This is a genomic window from Sphingobacterium spiritivorum, assembly GCF_016725325.1.
GTDB lineage: Bacteria > Bacteroidota > Bacteroidia > Sphingobacteriales > Sphingobacteriaceae > Sphingobacterium.
The window spans coordinates 4,423,913-4,446,658 of the sequence record NZ_CP068083.1; the positions used below are offsets into that span (position 1 = coordinate 4,423,913).

21 protein-coding genes are annotated in these 22,746 nt (G+C 38.5%); 9 read left to right on the forward strand and 12 right to left on the reverse strand.

What is annotated here, in order from left to right; genetic code table 11:
- Positions 1-160: 160 nt before the first annotated feature.
- A complete protein-coding gene (locus I6J02_RS18510) occupies positions 161-1,039 on the reverse strand; it encodes an AraC family transcriptional regulator (RefSeq protein WP_201679255.1) in 879 nt (292 codons plus the stop codon).
- Positions 1,040-1,367: 328 nt separating this feature from the next.
- Here I6J02_RS18510 and I6J02_RS18515 point away from each other — a divergent pair, with 328 nt between their 5' ends.
- Complete coding sequence (locus I6J02_RS18515; protein WP_201679256.1) at positions 1,368-2,711, forward strand: alpha-L-fucosidase; 1,344 nt, start codon at positions 1,368-1,370, stop codon at positions 2,709-2,711.
- Between the two features lie 24 nt (positions 2,712-2,735).
- Positions 2,736-4,508, forward strand: coding sequence for an alpha-L-fucosidase (locus I6J02_RS18520; RefSeq protein WP_201679257.1), 1,773 nt, complete (start codon positions 2,736-2,738; stop codon positions 4,506-4,508).
- A 97-nt stretch (positions 4,509-4,605) separates the two neighbouring features.
- Here the strand turns inward: I6J02_RS18520 and I6J02_RS18525 are convergent, their stop codons facing one another.
- The 5 genes from I6J02_RS18525 to I6J02_RS18545 all read right to left on the reverse strand — a co-directional run bounded on the left by I6J02_RS18525 (position 4,606) and on the right by I6J02_RS18545 (position 10,097).
- Positions 4,606-5,592: a hypothetical protein gene (locus I6J02_RS18525; protein ID WP_201679258.1), complete on the reverse strand. Its 987-nt coding sequence runs from the start codon at positions 5,590-5,592 to the stop codon at positions 4,606-4,608.
- Positions 5,593-5,604: 12 nt separating this feature from the next.
- The gene (locus I6J02_RS18530; RefSeq protein WP_201679259.1) at positions 5,605-6,504 is read right to left on the reverse strand and encodes a hypothetical protein; all 900 of its coding nucleotides are present in this window, start codon (positions 6,502-6,504) and stop codon (positions 5,605-5,607) included.
- An 18-nt stretch (positions 6,505-6,522) separates the two neighbouring features.
- Positions 6,523-8,394 (reverse strand): DKNYY domain-containing protein, encoded by a 1,872-nt coding sequence (locus I6J02_RS18535; RefSeq protein WP_201679260.1) that lies wholly within the window; start codon positions 8,392-8,394, stop codon positions 6,523-6,525.
- A gap of 8 nt (positions 8,395-8,402) precedes the next feature.
- Entirely contained in the window at positions 8,403-9,011 is a 609-nt protein-coding gene (locus tag I6J02_RS18540; protein ID WP_201679261.1) for a hypothetical protein, read from the reverse strand.
- Positions 9,012-9,176: 165 nt separating this feature from the next.
- Positions 9,177-10,097 (reverse strand): LysR family transcriptional regulator, encoded by a 921-nt coding sequence (locus I6J02_RS18545; RefSeq protein ID WP_201679262.1) that lies wholly within the window; start codon positions 10,095-10,097, stop codon positions 9,177-9,179.
- A 97-nt stretch (positions 10,098-10,194) separates the two neighbouring features.
- On the opposite strand from I6J02_RS18545, the gene I6J02_RS18550 reads away from it, so the two are divergent.
- Together I6J02_RS18550 and I6J02_RS18555 are read left to right on the forward strand one after the other, a co-directional pair.
- Positions 10,195-10,809: an NAD(P)H-dependent oxidoreductase gene (locus I6J02_RS18550; RefSeq protein WP_201679263.1), complete on the forward strand. Its 615-nt coding sequence runs from the start codon at positions 10,195-10,197 to the stop codon at positions 10,807-10,809.
- 16 nt (positions 10,810-10,825) lie between these two features.
- Positions 10,826-11,116 (forward strand): putative quinol monooxygenase, encoded by a 291-nt coding sequence (locus I6J02_RS18555; RefSeq protein ID WP_201679264.1) that lies wholly within the window; start codon positions 10,826-10,828, stop codon positions 11,114-11,116.
- Between the two features lie 111 nt (positions 11,117-11,227).
- Here the strand turns inward: I6J02_RS18555 and I6J02_RS18560 are convergent, their stop codons facing one another.
- Positions 11,228-12,076, reverse strand: coding sequence for an EamA family transporter (locus I6J02_RS18560; RefSeq protein WP_201679265.1), 849 nt, complete (start codon positions 12,074-12,076; stop codon positions 11,228-11,230).
- A 724-nt stretch (positions 12,077-12,800) separates the two neighbouring features.
- Between I6J02_RS18560 and I6J02_RS18565 the strand changes: the two genes are divergently transcribed.
- On the forward strand, positions 12,801-13,103 hold the full coding sequence (locus I6J02_RS18565; protein WP_201679266.1) for an ArsR/SmtB family transcription factor: 303 nt from the start codon (positions 12,801-12,803) through the stop codon (positions 13,101-13,103).
- Between the two features lie 20 nt (positions 13,104-13,123).
- Positions 13,124-14,224 (forward strand): NADH:flavin oxidoreductase, encoded by a 1,101-nt coding sequence (locus I6J02_RS18570; RefSeq protein WP_201679267.1) that lies wholly within the window; start codon positions 13,124-13,126, stop codon positions 14,222-14,224.
- Positions 14,225-14,281: 57 nt separating this feature from the next.
- Here I6J02_RS18570 and I6J02_RS18575 read toward each other — a convergent pair whose 3' ends face one another.
- On the reverse strand, positions 14,282-16,033 hold the full coding sequence (locus I6J02_RS18575) for a helix-turn-helix transcriptional regulator (protein WP_201679268.1): 1,752 nt from the start codon (positions 16,031-16,033) through the stop codon (positions 14,282-14,284).
- 413 nt (positions 16,034-16,446) lie between these two features.
- Positions 16,447-17,199, reverse strand: a complete 753-nt coding sequence (locus I6J02_RS18580; protein WP_201679269.1) for an SDR family NAD(P)-dependent oxidoreductase — start codon at positions 17,197-17,199, stop codon at positions 16,447-16,449.
- 102 nt (positions 17,200-17,301) lie between these two features.
- Here I6J02_RS18580 and I6J02_RS18585 point away from each other — a divergent pair, with 102 nt between their 5' ends.
- Together I6J02_RS18585 and I6J02_RS18590 are read left to right on the forward strand one after the other, a co-directional pair.
- Complete coding sequence (locus tag I6J02_RS18585; protein WP_201679270.1) at positions 17,302-17,940, forward strand: Crp/Fnr family transcriptional regulator; 639 nt, start codon at positions 17,302-17,304, stop codon at positions 17,938-17,940.
- Positions 17,941-18,000: 60 nt separating this feature from the next.
- Entirely contained in the window at positions 18,001-18,585 is a 585-nt protein-coding gene (locus I6J02_RS18590) for an NAD(P)H-dependent oxidoreductase (protein WP_201679271.1), read from the forward strand.
- Positions 18,586-18,590: 5 nt separating this feature from the next.
- Here the strand turns inward: I6J02_RS18590 and I6J02_RS18595 are convergent, their stop codons facing one another.
- The 3 genes from I6J02_RS18595 to I6J02_RS18605 all read right to left on the reverse strand — a co-directional run bounded on the left by I6J02_RS18595 (position 18,591) and on the right by I6J02_RS18605 (position 21,659).
- Positions 18,591-19,667 (reverse strand): acyltransferase family protein, encoded by a 1,077-nt coding sequence (locus I6J02_RS18595; protein WP_201679272.1) that lies wholly within the window; start codon positions 19,665-19,667, stop codon positions 18,591-18,593.
- Between the two features lie 81 nt (positions 19,668-19,748).
- Entirely contained in the window at positions 19,749-20,219 is a 471-nt protein-coding gene (ybaK, locus tag I6J02_RS18600) for a Cys-tRNA(Pro) deacylase (RefSeq protein ID WP_201679273.1), read from the reverse strand.
- Between the two features lie 366 nt (positions 20,220-20,585).
- Positions 20,586-21,659, reverse strand: a complete 1,074-nt coding sequence (locus tag I6J02_RS18605) for a class I fructose-bisphosphate aldolase (RefSeq protein ID WP_201679274.1) — start codon at positions 21,657-21,659, stop codon at positions 20,586-20,588.
- A gap of 296 nt (positions 21,660-21,955) precedes the next feature.
- On the opposite strand from I6J02_RS18605, the gene I6J02_RS18610 reads away from it, so the two are divergent.
- Positions 21,956-22,681 carry a DUF4397 domain-containing protein gene (locus I6J02_RS18610; RefSeq protein ID WP_201679275.1) on the forward strand — a complete coding sequence of 242 codons (726 nt, stop codon included), beginning with the start codon at positions 21,956-21,958 and terminating at the stop codon, positions 22,679-22,681.
- The last annotated feature ends 65 nt before the right edge of the window (positions 22,682-22,746 follow it).

The window sequence follows — 22,746 nt, forward strand, 5'->3', positions numbered from 1 at the left end:
GAAATGGCATTTTTCAACCATTTCCAAGTTATATGACCATCAGACTCATAATCTTTTGGTCCCTGGTTCGAGCCCAGGTGGGCGCACAGAAATCCTCATAGCAATATGGGGATTTTTTGGTTTATACAGGTTTTGATAGTATAGATTTTTACTCAGCTTTCTATTGGTCTGTTAATAGTTTTTTATATTCCTTTGGTGTGATACCCTTAATAGATTTGAAAGATTTCGTGAAATTGGTAAGCGATTTGAAACCGCAGGAATAGGCTAATTCACCTACTCTTAAGTCATTTGTTTTCATTAATTTACAAGCATGACCAACTCTTACCTCATTAATGAATGTGACAAAGGTTTTCTGTGTTCTTTTTTTAAAATATCTGCAAAAAGCCTGTTTATTCATATTGATTAGCTCTGCAGCTTGATCCAACGAAATTTCATTAGAAAAATTATCGAATACATAACGTAAAATCTTATCTATCCGATCATTATCCTTAAGCTGAAAGCTATTTGCATATCCGGGACTGGAAAGTAATTGAAAATCAGAACAATGACATATAAGGTTGAGAATTTCCAGCAACAACATCATTCTTTTGAATTCATCATTGACCTGTACCATTTTCAAAAGAAGTACTTTCACCTCCTTTTTTGTTTCACTACCGAACTTTACGCCACGTTTTCCTCTCTGAAAAAACTGCTTAAGCTTTTGTATACTCGATGGTTCTTTGAATATTTCAAGAATTTTGTCGGGATGTAAAAAGAGAGAAGCTGATTTCGCTCTCAATCCCGTAATATCAGAATTAAAGTATTCATTATTGTTGTGCCATACATGCGGAAGATTGGATCCTATAAATATCAATTCATCACGACCGAAATCATCGATACTATCTCCAATCATTACACGTCCCTCACTTTCCACAAGATACACCAGCTGGCACTCTTCATGAAAATGGAAATCGGTAGAAAAATAAGGTTCATCGACTACCTTTATTCCATACATGTCATTGATTCTGGTGTCGAGGATCTTAGAGAATACGGGTTTCATTCCATCATTGATTAGTCTATCTAAAATATAAAAATCAACTTAATTATCAAAAAAACAGCATGTATAGGCAAATCCGATCAATATAGTACATGTTTCAGATAGTACATGTTTCAGGCAGTTGAAAAATATGAGATACTATACTTAGCATATCAGCTGGCTAATATACATGTCAATTTGGTCAATAGACGACTTGTTATGGGGTGATTCCAGTAATAACTTTGTTAGTAACGAATTATAAACTATGTAAATGCGAGTGTCAAATTACACAGGTGTATATCTGATAACTTAAACACCTTAATAAAAATGCGTTTACAATAAAAAAATCACTATGAAGATTAACAAAATTTGGGCTGTTCTTCTATTGCTATTGAATTTCGGGGAACTGCATACTCAAATCGAGGCGCAGGAGAATAAAAATGTATACAAAAGAAATCCTGTAGTTACAAAAACTATAAATGAATACATGGACATGAGCCTGGGTATGTTTATACACTGGGGGCCGGTTAGTCTACGAGGGACAGAGATCGGTTGGTCCAGAGACAAAGAGGTTTCTAAAGCGGATTACGATAGTTTGTATAAAGAATTTGATCCGGTACTTTTCAATGCGGATTCGATCGTCCGGCTAGCCAAAAATGCCGGAATGAAATACCTTACAATTACAGCCCGACATCATGATGGATTCTGTCTTTGGCCTACTAAATTCACTGATTACAATATACAAAACACACCTTTTAGGAAAGATATTGTCGGGGCATTAAATGAAGCCTGCAAAAAGCAAGGAATCAAATTTTGTATCTATTACAGTATTTTAGATTGGTGGCATCCGGAATACCCGATTCATTCTGCACATAACCAGACAATTGACCCTAAGGCCGATATGAGCAAATATTTCACCTATATGAAAAATCAGCTCAAAGAATTGATTACAGCCTATGATCCCTACATGCTCTGGTTTGACGGAGGTTGGGAGTCTCCCTGGACAAACGCCATGGGAACAGAACTTTATACGTATCTCAAAGCGCTTAAACCAAATCTTATTGTCAACAACAGGCTTGGAAAAGAAATTGCAGGAACGGAAAATAAGGAGATCAATTTCAATGATATGATAGGTGATTTTGACACACCTGAACAAGTAGTTGGAAGAATGAACATGGAAGTTCCCTGGGAAAGTTGTTTTACGATCTGCAATCAATGGTCCTGGAAACCTAACGATAAAATGAAAACCTTAAATGAGAGTTTGCGTATCCTATCGAAGACTATTGGAGGCAATGGTAATCTTTTATTAAATATAGGTCCGATGCCTGACGGAAGGATTGAAGCAAGGCAGATTCTTCGCCTTACAGAAATTGGAAACTGGATCAGAACTAATCAGGAAGCGGTTTATGAAACAAAGGGCGGTCCCTATTATCCAAATGATGAATATGCTTCAACCAGAAAAGGCAATAAAATATTTTTGCATATTCTGAATACGGAATTAAAAAGTCTTGAGCTGCCAAATATTCCCGGAAGAAAAATTTTAAATGTACGTACTATAGACGGAAATAATATAGAAACAGAAAAAGGAAGAGATACGTATACGCTAAAGCTTCCTGAAAAGTTACAAAGCAAAACAATCTATGTTGTCGTTGTGGAGTTGGATGCCGAAACGGAAAATCTGGCATTACTGAAATAATATGCTCATCACAAACGTTTTATTATGAAAATCAATTATATCCGTTTATTAACACTGTATTTCTCCCTTCACATAACCTTACTTTTCGGGCAGCAGCCTAAAATGAATGAAATGTGGAAAGGTCAGGCCCATAACAAAGAAATAAATGCAGAACGTGGCAAAATTTTTAAGGAAGGTCGATATGCAATGTTCATTCATTTCGGTTACTATTCTCATCTTGGAAACAAATGGGATGGTAAGACTTATTACGGAATTGGGGAATGGATGATGAATGAGAATATGGCCAATCTGACACCTGAACAATATAAATCACGTGTGAAGGAGTTTAATCCCACGTCCTTCAATGCAGATAGCATTGCCTCATTGGCTAAGGCCGCAGGTATGAAATACATTATCATTACCAGTAAACATCACGATGGATTTGCAATGTTTCATGCCAGATCAACAAAGTTTAATATCGTAGATGCGACTCCGTATAAGAGAGATATTATGAAAGAACTCTCGTTAGCATGTCAAAAAGCTGGGTTAGGGTTTGGCTTCTATTATTCTCAATATCAGGATTGGACAACCCCCGGCGGAAATGGTGGACCGGATAAATATGAAAATGGTCAAGCGGCTACTTTTGATGATTATTTTAATAAGCGATGCCTTCCCGATATTCAACAGATTACAACTGAATATGGAGCGTTAGCATTGGTATGGTTTGATACTCCTGGCGGAATCGAAAAGAAATATGTCGATAAGCTGGTAGAAGTGGTTCATCATAATCAGCCTAAAGCATTAGTGTCAGGACGTGTAGGACACGGACTAGGTGACTATAGTACTTTGGGTGACATGGAGGTTCCAAAGAAAAATGTTGATGGTCTCTGGGAGTCTGTAGATGTAACAAATGATTCGTGGGGATATGCCTGGTATGATAATAACTGGAAAACTCCCAAACAAATTTTGATCAATACCCTTTCAACTGTTGCAAGAGGCGGTAATTATATGCTGAATATCGGACTTGGGCCTAAAGGAGAAGTCCTGCCACAACCAAGAGAAGCGCTTGTTTCATCCGGAAACTGGATCAAAAATTATCCGCAGATTGTATATCAGGGAGGGCGATCTCCCTGGGATCATGCAATCTCCTGGGGCGATGCCATAACACGAGGAAATACACTTTCTCTACTGGTTTATAACTGGCCATCTACCGGCAAGTTGTTTGTACCTCATCTGAACAACAAAATAAACGCAGTAAAGCTTCTTAAAGGCCAGATTACAAATTCTCTCCAATATACCGTACAACCCGGATTTATTGAAATTGACATTCCGGTAGCGTCTCCGGAAAAGCTTGTGTCTGTAATTGAACTGGAATTGGATAGCCCGGCTAAGGGATCCTCTATGTTATCAATTGATCCGCAACAGCAAACTACACTGGATGCTCTATTTGCGGAAGTAGCAGGCGCAGAGAAAACAGATGAGCACTGGATGGAAAAATTTGGAGAATGGAAGCATGTAGACAGAATTAAAGACTGGTCAGCTGATAGTAAGGCTACCTGGAAAGTAAATGTTATCAAACCTGGATATTACCAGGTGTATTTAAATTATACAGGTGAAGGCAGGTATGTCTGGAGGACAGAAAATACGGAACAGATTGTTCAGAATCAACAGAATTCTTCAAATGTTTATCAATGGTACCCATTTGGGTGGATGCATTTTGACAAGCCGGGCGATTATGAAATCTCTGTATCACTTATTGAGGGCAACTTCGGAAAAGCAAGTCTGACAGGGTTTAAACTGGAGCCGGTCAGCTTTTAAAAAGCTTTCTGTATTTCATTCTCTGATTCGAATCAAGGTCGACACAAAAAAATCCTCATAGTTATGTGGGGATTTTTTGGATTTATCCCTCATGTACTTACTCCGCCATTTTAAAATAAGTTTCTGTAAAGACCCCATCCTGTACTTTTTCGGAGTATGCTTTCACCCAGGATTTGTAATAATAGGTCGCATACAGGATATTATTCTTTAAGCTGAATCTGGCGAAGGCTTTGCCTATCTGAGGAACTTCTTTCAGCCCGAAAGTTTCAGCTGTACCGTTATCAAATTTGCAATCTACATCTCTTTCCCAGATCATTTCAAATTCGGTATCGCTGATCTTACGCACCGGGTAGAAATATACACACTGCCCATGGTATTCAAATGCCAGAGAACTTTCTCCTATATTCAGGGCTACTCTCCCGTTCTGCCATTTGTATCCGTAAAATTTTTGCTTTTCTCTATCGGGATTGGTTTTGTTGAAAAAATCAATGTGTACTATTTTCCAGCCAGCCCCTTCCCTTTCTACATCTATTCTGCATAAAGGCTCACCCTGACCACCATAATTCAGGTAAATATCCATTGTTCCTTTGTTTTCGGATAGCTGTTTTACATTGAGAACAGTATATTCATCGGGTGGTTCCTGACTTTTGATCCAGTACATATAATAGAGATCTCCGCAATAGGTATCATAGGTATACGCATCGGCATTTTCATAATCCTCAAAATTAACCGTACTTAAAAATAAATAGCACCCGTTTAGCCTTTTCTTTTCTTCCCTGATAAATTTTTCCGAAACAGTACCAAGCAACCTGAGCGCTTTAAAATAAGTGGCTGTATCCAAAGAAGATTTTCCATTTTTATCCTTAACAACATCAATATACTGGAAATTATTATTGAAATACCAATCGTAGAATGAGCTTCCACTTTTCTCTATTTCCTTCAACGGGTTGACTTCATTTTCTGTTTTAATACTGGTATCTGTAGTCTCCTGCTTTCCGGGCGGATTGGTAACACTTTTTTTGTGGCCTTCCTTGCAGGAAGTAATTATAAAGATGAATAACATAATTGCTAATAATTGCTTCATAATAAGAACGATTTATTGTCCGGAGGGCTTTTTCTCATCGTATATAATTGCTTCTTCCACGGGTAAGTAACGCTCATTGCTGATTAATCTTCCAGCTTTGTTATAAGTAAGTAACCGTTGAATACCGTTGACCGTTTTGATCACCTCTTTCTTTTGAAGTATAGCATTTTCATAGTATTCTTTTACTTCATCCTTTTCGCTGTTTTCATAGGTACGCATATAGAGCTTACCTGCCGTATAATCATCGCTGTATCTCACATTATTCTTCTGATACTGCTTATTGGTCAGTCTGCCGTTTTCATCATATGCTTCATATCTGTCTATTGCTGATACTCTTTGTTTGTTGCCATTCTCATAATATTCCGTGTAGGTCTCCGAGACCTCATCCGAAATCTGCTGTATGTTACCATTACGGTGATAGGTCTTGCTGACACCTCTTCCATAGTGCTTGTTCTTGTCCAGAGACACCCAGCCCTCCGTTCTCAGTATACTGTTTTCATATTGCTTAAAAAACAGGTTCTTTTCCTTTCTGTATGTTTCTACTGTCGGGATGACCCCGGTAAATGAAGTATAGGTCATAATTAAAGAATTGGTAATAGTATACTCATTTCTCGTATTACCATCTGTCTCTGATACAGCACCAGAGATAAGCCCGTTCGACAGTGTAATATCAGCTGTTTGATTTTTACTCTCCAGCCTGTAAGAGCCATCTTTAAGTACTACCGGTTTTTGTGCTGTAATGCCGATAATACTGATTTTATCCATATAGGCACGTTCTATATTTCCAGCCTTAATTACCAGAGTATCAATAGTTGTTTGTGCAAAGGCACTTTCTGTAATTATACCTGTAAATATTAATCCTATAGAGCTTATGTACTTCCAGTAATTCCTTTTAATAATATTGTATTTCATATATTTAGATCGTATTAATTAATCTGTCTCTTTATCAAAAAAAATCTGTTCTTTTGTTCTGATCACAGCACATTCCTCCCCCTCTGCCAGTTTCAGCAGATTGGCTACATTATCATAATTTCGGGCTGCCAGTTCGCGTTCCAGATGATTGATATTTTCCACAAGATATAGGGAAGAATAAATGGGGTGAATATTGGGCAAATCAATTACAGTGGCGTAAAACTGATTGCCTTGTCTGTATACAATAAGGTGTTCGTCCTCTTTGTATTTTACAAAATCCTGTTGAGGAATTTTCGACCTGTATATATAAGTTACCTCTCCTAAATGTCCGTATTTACGGCTTCTTATATTTTGATAAGCTGTAAAATATATAACCTTATCATCCTTAAATATGCCATTTACAAATGGTCGGAGTCCTTTTATCTCTTTTGCATGTATGTAAGCCTGCTTATCTGAATCGAAATAGTAAAGCGATCTGAGATCAGAAAAGAGCAGGTGTAATCTTCCCGAAGCACGCTTCTGTAGCAAGACCATTTGATTCAGATCCGGAGTTACTGATCCCCATAGCCTGTCCTGTACTTTAGCAGGAAAAATAATTCCGTTTACTACATGGTTTCGGCCATCAGTCCCATATGTAAGCGCATAATCTAATTCTTCTGCAGTAAAGCTGCGTCCATTCATGCCCTGTAAGAGATATTGATGATAGTAAGCATGTTTGCTGTCTTTTACATATTCCACTGTTCCAGTTATGGATGAAATGCTGTTTACATCCGCCTCAGGTAATATGTAATCCTGATAATACACATTGTGTTTATCTTTCGCATAACTGAATATTGGTGTATTGATTCGCGGATGAGGGAGGCTTTCAAAACTGGCTGCATCGGCACCCGGTATTCTTCTTGTCTTATAAAAGACAGATTTACCATCCTTCACAAAGTTCTGTCCCACATATTTTGTTGCTGTATGGTCAATCCCGGATATCTTATTATTACCAGAATATACATGAGTTGCATCAATACCCATTTTGCTTCCATACTCATTCTTGTAAGTAAGTTGTTTAAAACTGCTAAGGCTGGCCTCTTTTACCTTAAAATAACCATCTCCCATTCTTAAGAAATACACCTCGTTATTATAGCTTAGATACGGACTGCCGTTACCCGGAAGATACACCCCATTTCGGGCAACCTGATTATCCGGATCGTCATCATTATTCCTGTTAATCAGGTAATAAACAATGCCAGCCAATATTAGAAAGAAACCTAATAATATAAAGAGAACCGTTTTGATCTTAAGCGGACGTGTGACCGTTTCAATCTGCATTCCTTTTTGGTACACAAAAAGTTGCTCATAATATACATTTTTCACCTGGCCCACATTTTTATGAGTACTATACTGGTATTCTTTTTCCAGTATAGTACTCAACCGGGACCAGAAAGCATCCAGATCTTTATTTACAATACCCATAAATACATTTCCTGTATTGATATGAATGGTTTTTTCTGTAATTATACTCAGTCTGTCCCAGCGCTTATTTCTGATCACAGCCTTAACAATATGAATAGAATCCAACGGAATACTGTAGAATTGATTCCTGCTTTTGATCTCCAGACTTTTGTTTACGATAGAGAGGGTCACTACGGGTTTCAACAGAAGATTAAACAAACTTATAGCAGCAAAATACACAATGGCAAACAACAGTACAATCAGTACGATACTCACAGGGCCTGTAATCATGAATCCAAATAGCTGAAACAAAAGATCATAGCCTTTGGCGTAAAAGAAGTAGCCAAAAGGAAGCATGATCAGCAGGGAAAATAAAGTGTAAAGCCAGATTCCTTTTTTATCAAAGATATTTCCCTTAAGTGTCACTGTAAGTTGTTCCTTGCTCATTCCGTTGTTTATCTGATATCTATACTATTTACCACAGGTATTCCGGGTTGTTTTTCCATAAATGTCTGAATGGCAAATTGTGCCTGAGCATACTGATAGAAAGTCACGCTGTGTTTTTTATTCTCAAAAGTTCTGATCTTCATATTATACACAGTAGGTGATTTATAGGGTCTTGATCTCGAAAATGAAACATCCATAATATCTGTATAAGGGATATTCTTTTGGGATATGAGTGTCGGAATAATAATATGGCGCGTCTGGAAAACATAAGGTGCAATACCGGCCCAAAATCTTCCTATAACTTGCACATACCGGTGATACAGCTGCAAATTATCCTCATCCAATTGTCTTAGTATAGTAATGAAAATTGCGGTCCGTCTGTAGGTCAGATAAAGAAGTATACCAAATGGTATAGCCAATATTACCTGCAGATAAAGTATAGTAGGTAGTACATAACTCAGAAAGTCAATATGGTATAACTTTCTTTCTGTATAAACGACATGAAAATTGTAGCCAAAAAAGAATATAACCGAAAAATTAACCAGCAGCAATACTGTCATTACTACCTGTCGCAATCTGATGATATTCTTTATTTCCTTTTCTCTGAATTCGTTCATTCCAATCATGCCATGTTTAAAGGATTGACAACTTAAATATAACAGTGTTCTTGTCAAAAATTGAGCCCGGAATGATATTCGTTGAATTTGCTGAGATATTAGTGATGTTCTATTTATTATTTGATTTGAGATAAAACACAGAATATTCCTGATAGCGGGGCTATTTTAAGTGGTTTCCTGTTCTAGAGCTCTTCCCATCACCTTTCGGAAAAGGTCTTTGATACGATTGATTTCCTTTTGATGTGAATTCTGTTTGCGGGTGCCAAAGTAAAGCGTATTTTTCAAAGGCTTCACTCCTTCCCATATCAATTGTATCTGTCCGTTTTCTATTTCCTGACGGCATAGAAAGTCCGGAATCACGGCAAGCCCTGTTCCTCCACTCAGACAACGTACTATGGAATTAAGATTGGGTACAATATAATTAGGCCGGAAGTTGGGTTGCTGATCAAAATTAAGTTTCCAGAATCGTAGTAAATGCTCCATATCTCCTGTCGTGCCATACCACTTTTGTTCTTTCAGCCAGTTTTCGGTCTGATGGATATCATCTGTCTTTCGGATGGCCTCAAAAGCAGCTTTATCCACATCGCTTCCGCCAACCAGTACGATCTGTTCACAGGAAAACGGTTCCAATTCCAGTTGTGAGGAATTTCCTTTTTGAGGGGTGATAATCAGATCAACGATTCCCTTGTCCAGCTGATCCAGCATTTCCGGATATTCTCCAAAGCAGATAATAAGATTAAAGGGTAACGAAGAAACATACTGTTCGAGAGTGATCTGAAAGGTCTCAAAGCACATCCCTATGCTTATCGTGGGCGTATGCTGTTCCGTACTTTTCTGAAAGTTTTTCTCCACTTCTTCCAGTTTTGTCAGTGCATCGACGACCGCATTATACAACACTTTGCCTCGTTCTGTAGGTACCATTTTCCGACCGGTGCGGTCAAATAATTTATATCCTACATAAGATTCCAGCGAACTCAGATGAAGACTTACACCCGGCTGAGAGATAAAAAGTGCCTCAGCAGCACCTGTCAGGGTTCCTGTTTTATAAATCGCCTTAAACGTGCGGTACCATTCCAGATTTACCATTTCCTAAGTATTATAATTATGATACAAATATATAAATTATGTTATTTTTATAATAGTATGGACCGCCGTATTTTTGTAACATATCAAAACAATATATATGAAAAAGATACTTATCATTAATGGAGGACAGCATTTCGGACATTCCGGAGGGCGTTTCAATACTACTATAGCGGCTACCACATTTGATTTCTTCAATGAAATGGAAGATGTTGAGGTTCAGTTGACAAACGTAGATAAGGGATATGACCCAGAGGAAGAAGTCCGTAAATTTGTGTGGGCAGACTACATTATCTACCACACCCCGATCTGGTGGTTCCAGTTGCCACATAAATTCAAGCAGTATATAGATGAAGTGTTTACGGTGGGTCACAATAAAGGAATATACCATAGTGATGGACGCTCATCCGATAATCCGGCAATTAATTACGGTACGGGAGGTCAGCTGGCAGGACGTAAATATATGCTGACAACCAGTTGGAATGCTCCGGCTACAGCTTTCACATTGCCGGGAGAATTCTTCCAGCAACACAGTGTGGATGAGGGGGCACTGTTTGGTTTTCATCGTATGAATGCTTTTGTCTCTTTAGAAAAAATGGAAAGCTTCCATTTTCATGATGTAGAAAAAAATGCACAGGTTGAGCGGGATATGGAACAATATCGCTTACATTTGAAAAATGTATTTGCAGAGGAACTGAACTCTGTAGCATGCTAAATAAAAAATATCAGCTATGAATATATACTTAACAGCAGTCATTAAAGCAAAAAGCGAATATAGAGATGAGGTGTTGGAGACACTGAAGAATATGGTCAGCAAAACACTGGAGGAAAAGGCTTGTCAAAAATATGATCTGCATGAAGATATGGAAGATCCGAATCGGTTTGTTTTCTATGAAATATGGCAGGATCAGCAGGGATTGGATATACACAATCAGCAACCCTATATTCTAGACTTTGTAGCTATTGTACCTGAAAAACTTCAGGAAGGTCCTTTGATTATCAAGATGAAAAAGCTGGGTTAATAAAAAGCCTTTTTATATACGTAATACCCGTACAACGAAAATTTGCAAGTCTGAAGACATCCTATCCGGGTTTGGATAGGATGTCTTTTTTATCAGGAACCTTAATGTGGGTTACAACGTATCTTTATATCTGTTGGTCAAAGTGGTTCCCATACTTGCAATAACTACGCAAAGAATAGATATCCACTGTAAAAGGCTCAGATATTCTTTCAAAAAGAGCAAGCCGGACAGTGCTCCGAATGCGGGCTGCAGACTTGTCAGGATACTGAATGTTTTCGGAGGGAGACGTTTTAATGCTATCATATCCAGTGTAAAAGGCAATGCACTGGAAAATATAGCTACCCCAAATCCCAAGAGCAAATAATGGAAACTTAAATGTGCCAGACTTCCGCTTAAAATACCAAACGGCAGAATCAGTATAGCAGCTATACCCATTCCTACAGTGACAGCAACTCTGTTATCGACTACCTGAGAAATTTTACCTCCCATCACAATATATCCGGCCCAGAATATACCTGCCAGAAAAGCGAGCCCCAGTCCGATTATGTCAATATTATTGCTTTGCCAGGGTACGATAAGCAATATGCCGGCACATGCGAATAAAGCCCAAACCAGATCCAAAAGTTTGCGTGACAGAAAAAGAGCCAGTAAAAGCGGCCCGATAAATTCTACCGTTACTCCTAATCCAAGAGGAATACGCTGAATTGCATAATAGAAGATAAGATTCATACTGCCGATACAGGCACCATATCCAAAACAGTATAACCACTGTTGTTTATTCAATGCAGACAATCGTGGTCTGTTGATAATAAACAGTAACAGGGCCGACAAACCTATTCGTAAGGTACTTGTGCCACCGGGACCAAGAACGGGAAACAGTTTTTTTGCGATAGATGCCCCACCCTGTACACAGATCATAGATGCCAGAGCTGCCGGTACAGCAATATTTTTATTTTTCATCAGGCTCAAATCTAAGCTAAACTTTCATTAGCAGGAAATGTTAAATTTAAAAATGATGGATAACGGAATTAAATTAATAAAAATGTAAAAGCTCCTTTTTAAAATTGCTTTAAATTGATTGCAGAAATTGTTACATAATCAGAGAACAAAACTTTTAAAGAAGAGGTATAAGTAATTGATTGTATTAATTTTACCCTAAAATAATTTAAGTAATTTCAGTATTATTCTCTTGTTTAACCAAATATATTTAATTAGCTTTGGCGAGAGCTAAAGGAAACTTTACTTAATGTGTGATAAATGGAGCTTCGGCTCCTTTTTCATTTTTATATACCCTATCTGTAGCCAGGAATTGCCTTATACCACTCTCCTGTTTCTTCTGCTTTAGCAACAGACTTCAGAATTCTCAAAAATCATATTTGCCTTATCCGACATTCAAAGTAAAGCCATACGCCAAGCATCAGCATCAAAGCCAGCAGTATAATAAGTAAAACTATCCGATTTGAATTCTTACCGGTTTTCATAATCAAAAGTAGCATTTACATTAAAAAGTCATGCCGGTTTATGACGGACAAAATGCGGATAATGTATAAAGTGAAATTATAAAAGATATTCCAGATGCTATAGTTCCCATATTAATTGTCACAGGATATACATGCAGTGTCAGTTATTCATCATGTTTTGCAAATTACATGTGTATATCGGGATTTCCCGATATATTTGTTTTATGGATTTTATAGAAATATTTAAAGCGCTCTCTAATAAGGGGCGTTTTCAAATCTTACAATGGCTAAAGGAGCCGGAACAACACTTTCCCGTGCAGGAACATGCCGATCTTCGTGAAGTCGGGGTCTGTGTGGGGCAGATACAAAAAAAATCCAGACTGACACAATCTACTGTATCCGAATACCTTACCATAATGCAGAAAGCCAATCTGGTAAAATCCGTCAAAATAGGACAATGGACCTATTACAAACGGAATGAAGAAATTTTACAGTTAATAAGTGATTATTTTAAAGACGAACTATAACAACAAAATACAGGAATTTTATGAGCAATAATAATTTATTTCAGCCCTTTCAACTCAAATCCTTGCAGCTAAAAAACAGATTTGTGATGGCTCCTATGACACGATCCTTTTCTCCGCAAGGTATTCCCACTTCCGATGTCGCTTCTTATTATAGCAGACGTGCAGCTGCTGACGTAGGTTTGATACTATCCGAAGGTACGGTGATCAACCGTGTATCTTCTTCCAACGATCCAGATGTCCCTCATTTTTACGGACAGGAAGCACTAGAAGGCTGGCAAAAAGTCATTAATGAAGTTCACCAGGCCGGAGGAAGTATGGGGCCTCAGATCTGGCATATGGGTATTATGCCCGACCATCATTCCGGATGGAGACCATCTTCTCCTTTTGAAGGACCATCTTCGTACAACAGTCCGGGTCTTGCCAATGGCAGAGCCATGACCACCGAAGACATTGCTTCTGCTATTCAGGCATACGGAGATGCTGCAGCAGAAGCGCAAAGACTGGGATTCGACTGTGTGGAATTGCATGGCGCGCATGGGTATCTTATAGATCAGTTTTTCTGGAAAGCCACCAATAACCGTACAGATAGATATGGCGGAGAGACTTTGGCAGAACGTTCCAGATTTGCGATCGATGTCATCAAAGAGGTAAGACGCAGAGTGGGTGAAGATTTTGCAGTCATTATCAGGTTGTCACAGTGGAAACCAGCGGACTACCAGTATAAACTTGCACAGACTCCACAGGAAATGGAACAGTGGCTTTTACCGCTTTCCGAAGCAGGGGTTGATATCTTTCATTGTTCACAACGCCGTTTCTGGGAACCCGAATTTGATGGATCTGATCTTAATTTTGCAGGATGGGCAAAGAAAATAACAGGAAAACCTACTATTACAGTAGGCTCTGTAGGTCTTGATGGTGAGTTTCTGGCGGCATTTGCCGGTGAAAGTTCCCAGCCAAGTCCTTTAGATGAATTATTACGCAGATACGACAGAGGAGATTTTGATCTTGTGGCTGTAGGACGTGCTTTGTTAGCAGATCCGCAATGGGTACAGAAAATCGGGCAGAATCAAGTTGATAAACTGAAAGGCTTTTCAAAAGAAGCTCTTGCACAACTGATTTAAGCTAATTACGGATTAAACGAAAGGAAAATTTATCCTGCTTTCGCAGTTCGATAATCCTTATACAGCAGATGATTCATTCAGCGTACTGATGTAATCTTCAAATCGGGTATCTGAGGGAAGGTTGATTCTAGATTTCAACCTTCTCTTACTTCTGGCTACACTATCTGTACTGATTCCTAATGTGTTTGCGATCTGCTTATTACTCAGTTGCAGGAAAATAAGACTTGCCAATCGTTCTTCAGCTGGCGTGATACGTTCAATGATCTCTTTGAGCCGAATAAAAAACAGCGGATACGCTTTACTAAATGCTTGCTTAAATTTCACCCATTCCTCATCTGTAACCAACACATAATTGGAAAGATCCTTATTAATACTTTCTTCCTCTTCTACATTCGAATAATTGTTTTGTCTGATGATCAACTGTAATCGATGCACCAGTTGTTGCTTTTGCCGGATATATTTGGCAAACTCCGTTAACTGAGCCTGAGCATCGGCTATTTCTTTTTTAGCTGTTTCCTGTTTGGAAAGTAAGAGCTGAGCCGTAAGCTTTTGCCTGCTGTAAATCAACAGACTGATGATAGTCAGTAATACAATGGCGATTAATGAGAAATTGCGAATTGTCCTTTCCTGTTTCAGGTAGTTACTCATGTCTTGTAAGTTGACCTGCATATCGTCAAAAGCCATTTGCGTTTTCATGACAGATAGCTTTTTTGAATTTATGGCCAGTAAACGTTCCTTACTTAATTTATCAGACAGATCGCCATATTTATATGCGCTATCCGGGTTATTTAATGTCCGGTAGCTCCTTACTATACCTTCCAGTGCCTCAATTTTAAATTCATCTATATAGTTCCCTACTTTTTCAGCGGCTATATAACTTAATTTCCATTTTTGCAAGGCATCCGTATATCTATTGTGCTGCCAGTCTACTCCTGCCAATACATTTAAAGCCTTGGATATATTATTGTAGGAATTAAACTCCGTACTGCTGTTCAGCCATTGCTGTACCAAAGGTAAACCTTCCTTCTCCTCTCCTTTCAGGATTAGTGCATGGCCAATATTGCCGTTTGCGATCCCAAGCCATAACTTCTGGATGTAAGGAGATGTATCAGGTTTCTTTTGCAGCGTGTCCAGTATCTGCCTGTAATAATAAATACAGCTGTCATATCTGGCCAGTTTTAGATATGAGGCTCCCACAATATCCAGTTGAAAAATATACACTCTGGGATCCCAGGTTTCTACAGCTACATCTTTATACTGAAGACCATAATCAATACTTTGCTGATATTCATTATTGTTATACAGTCCGTAGCTGGCATTGAAATATCTGTTGTGAACAAATTTAAAATGTGCTAAACCTATTTTCTTCTGCAGTTCCAAGGCTTTAAGGTTGTACAATACATAATTATTTTGTCCTACTTCAGCATACAGGGTATATAGTTCTGATTTCAGTTGCTCGTCTTCCAGTTTGTGGGCTATCATGATATCCTGATATAACCGGACAGAATCTTCTTTATTTATCGGTTTGTTGTACTCTTTTTTACCTAATATATCGTACATATCTATACGCACTTTCAGTCTGTCGTCCGGATGTGATTTGAGATAGGAATACAAACTGGTCATTAACTTCTGATGAGCAGGATATCCACTTTTTTGCTTTAACTGAGCATAGGTTTCTTCAGCTTTGAAGGATTGGGTTTTGTCCTTTACTTTCCAGGCTTTTATCAATGATTCAACCGTAGGCTGCTGAGCCTTTACTGTAGAAAAACTGATACTTAAAATTATGATAATGAATGTTAATGCCTTCATCAGGATCGATGACTTTCTTTTTTTCTCTAAAATACAGTATTTTTTCTCTAAAACTGCGTTTTAAATTCAATTGCGCAGCAAAGTCTCTCAGTTAGCTTACTGCTGCTGAGGACAGCAGCCGACGCTGACAGGTAAAACTCCAAGCATGAATTGGCGTCCCCGCCAACTCTTTTATTACAGGATATATAAGTATATTGAATTCCTGGTGAGAACAGCAGCAAATGCTGACAGGTAAAACTTCAAGCGTGAGTTGGCGTCCCCGCCAACTTTTTTATTACAGGATATATAAGTATATTGAATTCCTGATGAAGATTCCGTAAGAAGAGGTTTATGAAAAATCCTATTAAATTGATGTTATAAAAAAAGCGTGACTAAATCCATATTCAGTCACGCTTTTTGATTTTATGAAACTATTAAACTGCCGTATAACCTCCATCTACCAGATAGTAACCTCCTGTCATAAAGGACGCTTTGTCAGAACTCAAGAACAGCACTAATTCAGCCACCTCTTCCGCTTCTCCAAGACGTCCCATCGGATGTTTGGTGCGTAAGGTTTCCAATTGCTCTTTACTCAGATGTGTTGTCAGCAAAGGCGTCATAATGTATCCGGGGCCTACAGCGTTGCAACGTATATTCTTCGGACCGTATTCAGCACCTATATTGCGGGTCAAGCCGACTACAGCATGTTTGGATGCGGTGTAGGCGGATGACATCGGCGCAGCGACCATACCATGTATAGATGCCATATTAACAATAGCTCCCCCACCATTTTTTTCCATCGCCTTTAACTGGTATTTACAACCGTAAAATACGCCGTTAAAATTGATATCCGTTACTTTTTTCCAATCTTCTAATCCATAATCGCCACTTAATGCAGCTGAACCTCCTATACCTGCATTATTGCAGGCAATGTCTAATTTCCCGTATTTCTCTATCGTTGCATCCACAAGAGCCTCATTTTCTTCTGCAGAGGAGGTGTCCGCTTTAAAAAAGAAAGCCGTTCCTCCGCCCTTCACAATCGTATCTACCGTCTCCTGTCCGGCATTCTCATTAATATCTGAAACTACTACTTTTGCACCTTCTTTTCCATAAGACAAAGCTACAGCACGACCAATCCCTGATCCTGCTCCGGTCACAATAGCTACTTTATTTTCTAAAATTCCCATAATGAATTAATTTTAATGAATGCATACAAGTTACGATTTTGCCATCCCCTGTTTGTCTTATAAATGTCTGATTCTAAATAAAACCTTTAAAAAAAAGATTTTATGCCAAATCGAGAAAGAACACCCTTCATTACCGTATATTTATGCCTTGGGCATAATGATGCTGTTAATATGATGATCAATTCCTATTTAGAAAACTCCCAGTTCTTCTCCGCTTCAGAAGTGGATGCCATCTCCTCCTATTTTAAATTTAAGTCGCTGAAAAAGGGAGATTATTTTATCAGAGAAGGTAATGAGTCCAGAGAAGTTGCACTGATTGTTTCCGGAATTTTTCGTTCTTACTATCTGAAAGAGAATATGGACGAAATCACCTATTGTTTTCGTTTTCCAGATGAATTGATGGCGGCTTATTCTTCTCTTATACAGCAGACCCCTAGTCAGGAAAATATACAGGCTATTTCTAATGCGGAGCTCTTCGTAATCAGTGCTGAAGATATCAGAAAACTGGACGATCTTTATCCAAACTGGATCAGGCTTCAGAAAACCATAGCTGAACAGCAATATATCGAACTGGAGCAACGTATATTTCAACTGCAGCGCCAGCAAGCCAATCAACGTTATGCTGACTTACTGCAGCACCAACCTGACTATATACACTTAATCCCTCTCCACTATCTGGCTACTTATCTGGGTATAACACAAAGACACCTGAGCCGTATCAGACGTGAAATCGTTTTTTAGGACATTTGTCCTGCAAGTCCTGTTGTTTTATAGGGTATTTTTGTATAAACAACAGTTATAATGTCAAAGAATAAAATACTTATTATCAACGCTCATCCGAACAGCAGCTCCTTCAACGCCGCAATTGCAGAAACATATAAGCAGGGAGCGCTGGAGGCGGGAGCTCAGATACAGGAAATCATCATTTCAGAATTACAGTTTAATCCTAACCTTCAGTATGGATACCGTCAGCGAATAGAACTGGAACCAGATCTGCAGGAAGCCTGGCAAAAGATCCTTTGGGCTGAACATATCGTATGGATTCATCCGGTTTGGTGGGGAGGTCTTCCTGCCATCAGCAAAGGGTTTATCGATCGTTTATTTCTTCCGGGCCGTGCTTTTCAGTATCGCCCGAATTCTGTTTTCTGGGATAAATTGTTAAAAGGAAGATCGGCTCATATCATTACGACATTGGATCAGCCGGGATGGTATTACCGCCTTTTCTTCGGACGTCCCAGTGTTAATCAGCTAAAGCGTTCCGTTTTACAGTTTTGCGGAATCAGTCCCGTAAAGGTGACATATGTCGGTATTGTCAGGACTTCTTCTCCTGCATTAAGACAGAAGTGGCTGCAAAAGGTAAAAAGACTGGGTTTGCATAGAAAATAGGATAACTATTTACGCATTTTACGGCTTAAATATCTCCGGACAGGAATATCGTATATAATCATTGTCAGGTACGCGAACAATACTAATAATATAACACAGACCGGTATGATATAAAAAAGCTGTTCTGTACTGGGTTTGTACGTCGTGTAATAATGAGCAAATACCCAAATTCCCCAATAATGAGTCATATAGATCGGATAAGAGATCTGTCCTGAGAAATTACAGATCTTTAGTAAGGAGGGTGAAAGAACCGCTCCTGCTCCCAGAGATACCAGTAATGGGAAATAGAAAAGTACAACGAAAGATTCTGCCAGCCAGTTCCACGAGGTGAACGGCATCATAAAAGGAAGTATCAGTAAAATACTGAGACTTGCAAAGCCTAGTTTTGATTGCAGAATCCATTTGGAACGATGAATGAGCAGACCTGCAAGAAAAGAATAGGCAATGCGTGCACCACCTTCCCAAAAGTTTCCTTTTCCCCACCCACCAGACAAACCACCTGTTGTATAACTGACATAACATAAAACACCTGCAGCCACAATGGTCAAAAGGATAAGAAAGGTTCTCCTGATACGGGACAGAAATAATGCATATATGATGTTGGCAATGTATTCCCAAAAAAGAGACCATGCAGGAGCATTCAGTCCAAACATATTATAAACCTTGTCTTTCATTACCGGAAACGGGATCAGAAGTAAGGTAAAGACTATTATAAGGATCAAACGACTGGTAGACAAAACTTCTTCCGGTCCGGTAAAAGGATCAAAGAAATAGCCTAATAAACCCAGTATACCTCCCAGAACGACTAAAGGATGTAAACGTATAGCCCGGGAAATAAAAAATTGCTTAAGCCCCATTTGATTAATACGGTCATCATAAGCATAGCCAATAACAAAACCAGACAAACAAAAGAAAAAATCTACAGCCAGATAGCCATGTCCTACAATATTATCACTAAAATCGGTATAGACCCATTCCATAAAATGGAAAATCACAATAACCAAAGCGGCCACACCTCTCAGTCCGTCCAATATGGCGTAATGCTTTTTTGAGGAGGTTAAACCTGCAGGAGAATTAAACATAAGATAATGATAATATCAATTTATACTTTATAATTAGGGCTCTATTTTGCTGATAATGAAACTATATATGAAAGCATGCAACTATATCAATTCAGCATATCGGGCATTCGTAACCTTTACCAGATCCTGGGGACTCAGAATAATCTGCAATCCCCTCTTCCCTGCACTGATACTAATGGCAGTCTGTATCTGAACAGATTGTTCTATATAGGTAGGAAATGCTTTCTTCATTCCTATAGGTGAACAACCTCCTCGTATATATCCGGTCAGGGTCTGGATATCCTTTACAGGGATCATCTCACAATTCTTATTACCGGAAGCCTTTGCTATTTTCTTAAGATCAAGTTGAGTGTCTCCAGGAATTACAGCTACCAGATATCCACTGGTATTACCTTTCAAAACTAAGGTTTTATATAATGTTTTAGGATCCAGACCCAATGATTCTGCAACATGACCAGCACTCAGATCATCTTCATCCACATCATATTCGCGTACTTCATAATTGACCTTAAGCTGATCCAGCATCCGGACAGCATTGGTTTTATTTGACATGTCTATTCATTATTTTCCGGACGTGAAGATAATACTTTTAACAGAAAGTCAACCTTCAGCAAAGGAATGCTTTTGTATCATTCTTTATATAATAGCATCAGGAAGGACAATTTTTATCTGAAAAGTGTGATCTGCCGGATTCAACTGTTGTCTGTTATTTGGATTTGTTCATAATTTCCATTTTCCATTAAAGATAAACTGGTAAATGATTCAGGGTAAGTTAAAGTGATAGATTCCAACATTTAACAACTAATAAGCTATCTTTTTTACGGAATTAATTTCCATGTTTAGAAATTAGTCAGTAAAAATCCCCTGACTTTGAATCAGGGGATTTATGAATAATATTTATATCAATAAATTCTTTATCTAGGCAATCGTAACATCTTTACTCAGATAGACATCCTGTATAGCATGCAAAAGCTGTACACCTTCATCCATAGGCCTTTGAAAGGCCTTTCTGCCTGAAATCAATCCGGTTCCACCTGCTCTTTTATTGATAACAGCTGTTTTAACAGCATCCGGAAAATCATTTTTACCGGAAGCACCTCCTGAGTTGATGAGTCCTGCACGACCGGAAAAGCAATTCAATACCTGATAACGGCAAAGATCAATAGGATGAGATGACGCCAGTTCAGTATACATCCGTTCATCAAGTTTTCCATAGCTGCTGCTCCCCATATTGAGAGCCTGATAACCACCGTTCAATTCAGGCAGTTTTTGTTTAATGATATCCGCCTGTATCGTCACTCCCAGATGATTTGCCTGTCCGGTCAGATCTGCCGAAAGGTGGTAGTCCTTCCCTCCTGTTTTAAAAGCATCATTACGCAGATAACACCACAGAATAGTTGCCATACCTAACCGGTGAGCTTCCTCAAAAGCTTTTGCAACTTCTACAATCTGTCTTCCGGAGTCTTCAGATCCAAAATATATCGTTGCTCCTACTGCTGCTGCACCCAGGTTCCAGGCTTCACGAACTGTTCCATACAGGATTTGCTCGCTTTTATTGGGATACGTAAGTAGCTCATTATGATTTATTTTTACAATAAAAGGGATTTTATGTGCATATCTGCGGGCAACGGAACCCAATACACCAAAAGTGGTAGCAACAGCATTACAACCTCCTTCAATTGCGAGTTTTACAATGTTTTCAGGATCAAAATATAAAGGATTAGCAGCAAAGGACGCGCCGGCACTGTGCTCTATACCCTGATCAATCGGTAAAATGGATAAGTATCCGGTATTTGCAAGGCGTCCATGTCCAAAAAGCTGTCCCAGACTACGTATGGTTTGCGGATTACGGTCAGTAATGCCGTATACCTGATCGATAAAATCAGGCGATGGAAGATGAAGTATATCTTTGGCAACAGCTTTACTCTCATAACGGAGTAATTCATCAGCTTCATTGCCGAGGTAAGTAGTAATTTGATCAATTATAGCCATAATATTTTCTTTTATGTTAAAACCATTGAGATGTATAAATGTTTGCTGTTTTTTTTACGCATAATTCCTGATTACTGAAATGTTAAACCCTCTTCCGGACTGCGTTTTTCAAGAGTCAGAAAACACTTCAGATGTTTTTAAAAATCTGTTTTTCAGAAAATTAAAACTTAAAAAGAAGCAATAATTATAAAAATTTTTATAAATCTGTAGCTTTTCGATTTCTCCATCCGTCTTATAAACCAGAAGAGAAAGAATAATTTGAATTCCGGAAAACGGAAATCTAAACTTTAGAAAACATGAAAAAACATACATTTTATCTAATGATCTGCTTTGTATTAAGTAGCTTTTTACTGAGCAGCTGTCTGAAAGACAATGACAACAATTATATTGATATTCCTGCAGGCGGACTAACCATGGTCAATGGATTTTCGGATGCTCAGGGTATTGTTTATTATGCTGATCAGCGTCCTATCCAGAATCCGTATTTCCCATTAATGTATAAAGGGTATGACTGGATCGCGCTGTTCACCGGAAACCGTAATATTATTGTAAAAGGAACTCAGGATCCTAAAACACTTGTAGATACTACTTTCGCTGTAAAAGACAGTGTTTATTATTCTTCATTTACTTTTGGCAATAAGGATAAAGCAAAACATTTTATTACGGAAGACAAGAAAACTACCCTTACACCGGCAACTGATAAACCTGCAGGTCTCCGGTTCTTTAACTTAGCTGATATGCCGGGGAAAGTTTCTCTGCAGATCGGCGATACGGCTATCCAAGATAAATTTAAAGACAGAGCAACCGAAACTCAGACTACAGCAACAGCTAACCAGGCTTTTGTATCTCAGGCCAGCGGAACATTTAAATTATCTGTAAAAGATGAATCCGGTAACATACTGGTAAGCAGAGAGGGTATAAAATTAGATCCGGATAATTATTACTCTATTATCCTGGTTGGGAAGAAGGATAATACCAACACACCTTTATACATTGGTGTTGTAAAGCAAGCTGTAAACTAGCATAATTTTTTCCTTTATATACATAGAAGGCCGGTTAGACAGCATATGTTTAATTCGGCCTTTTT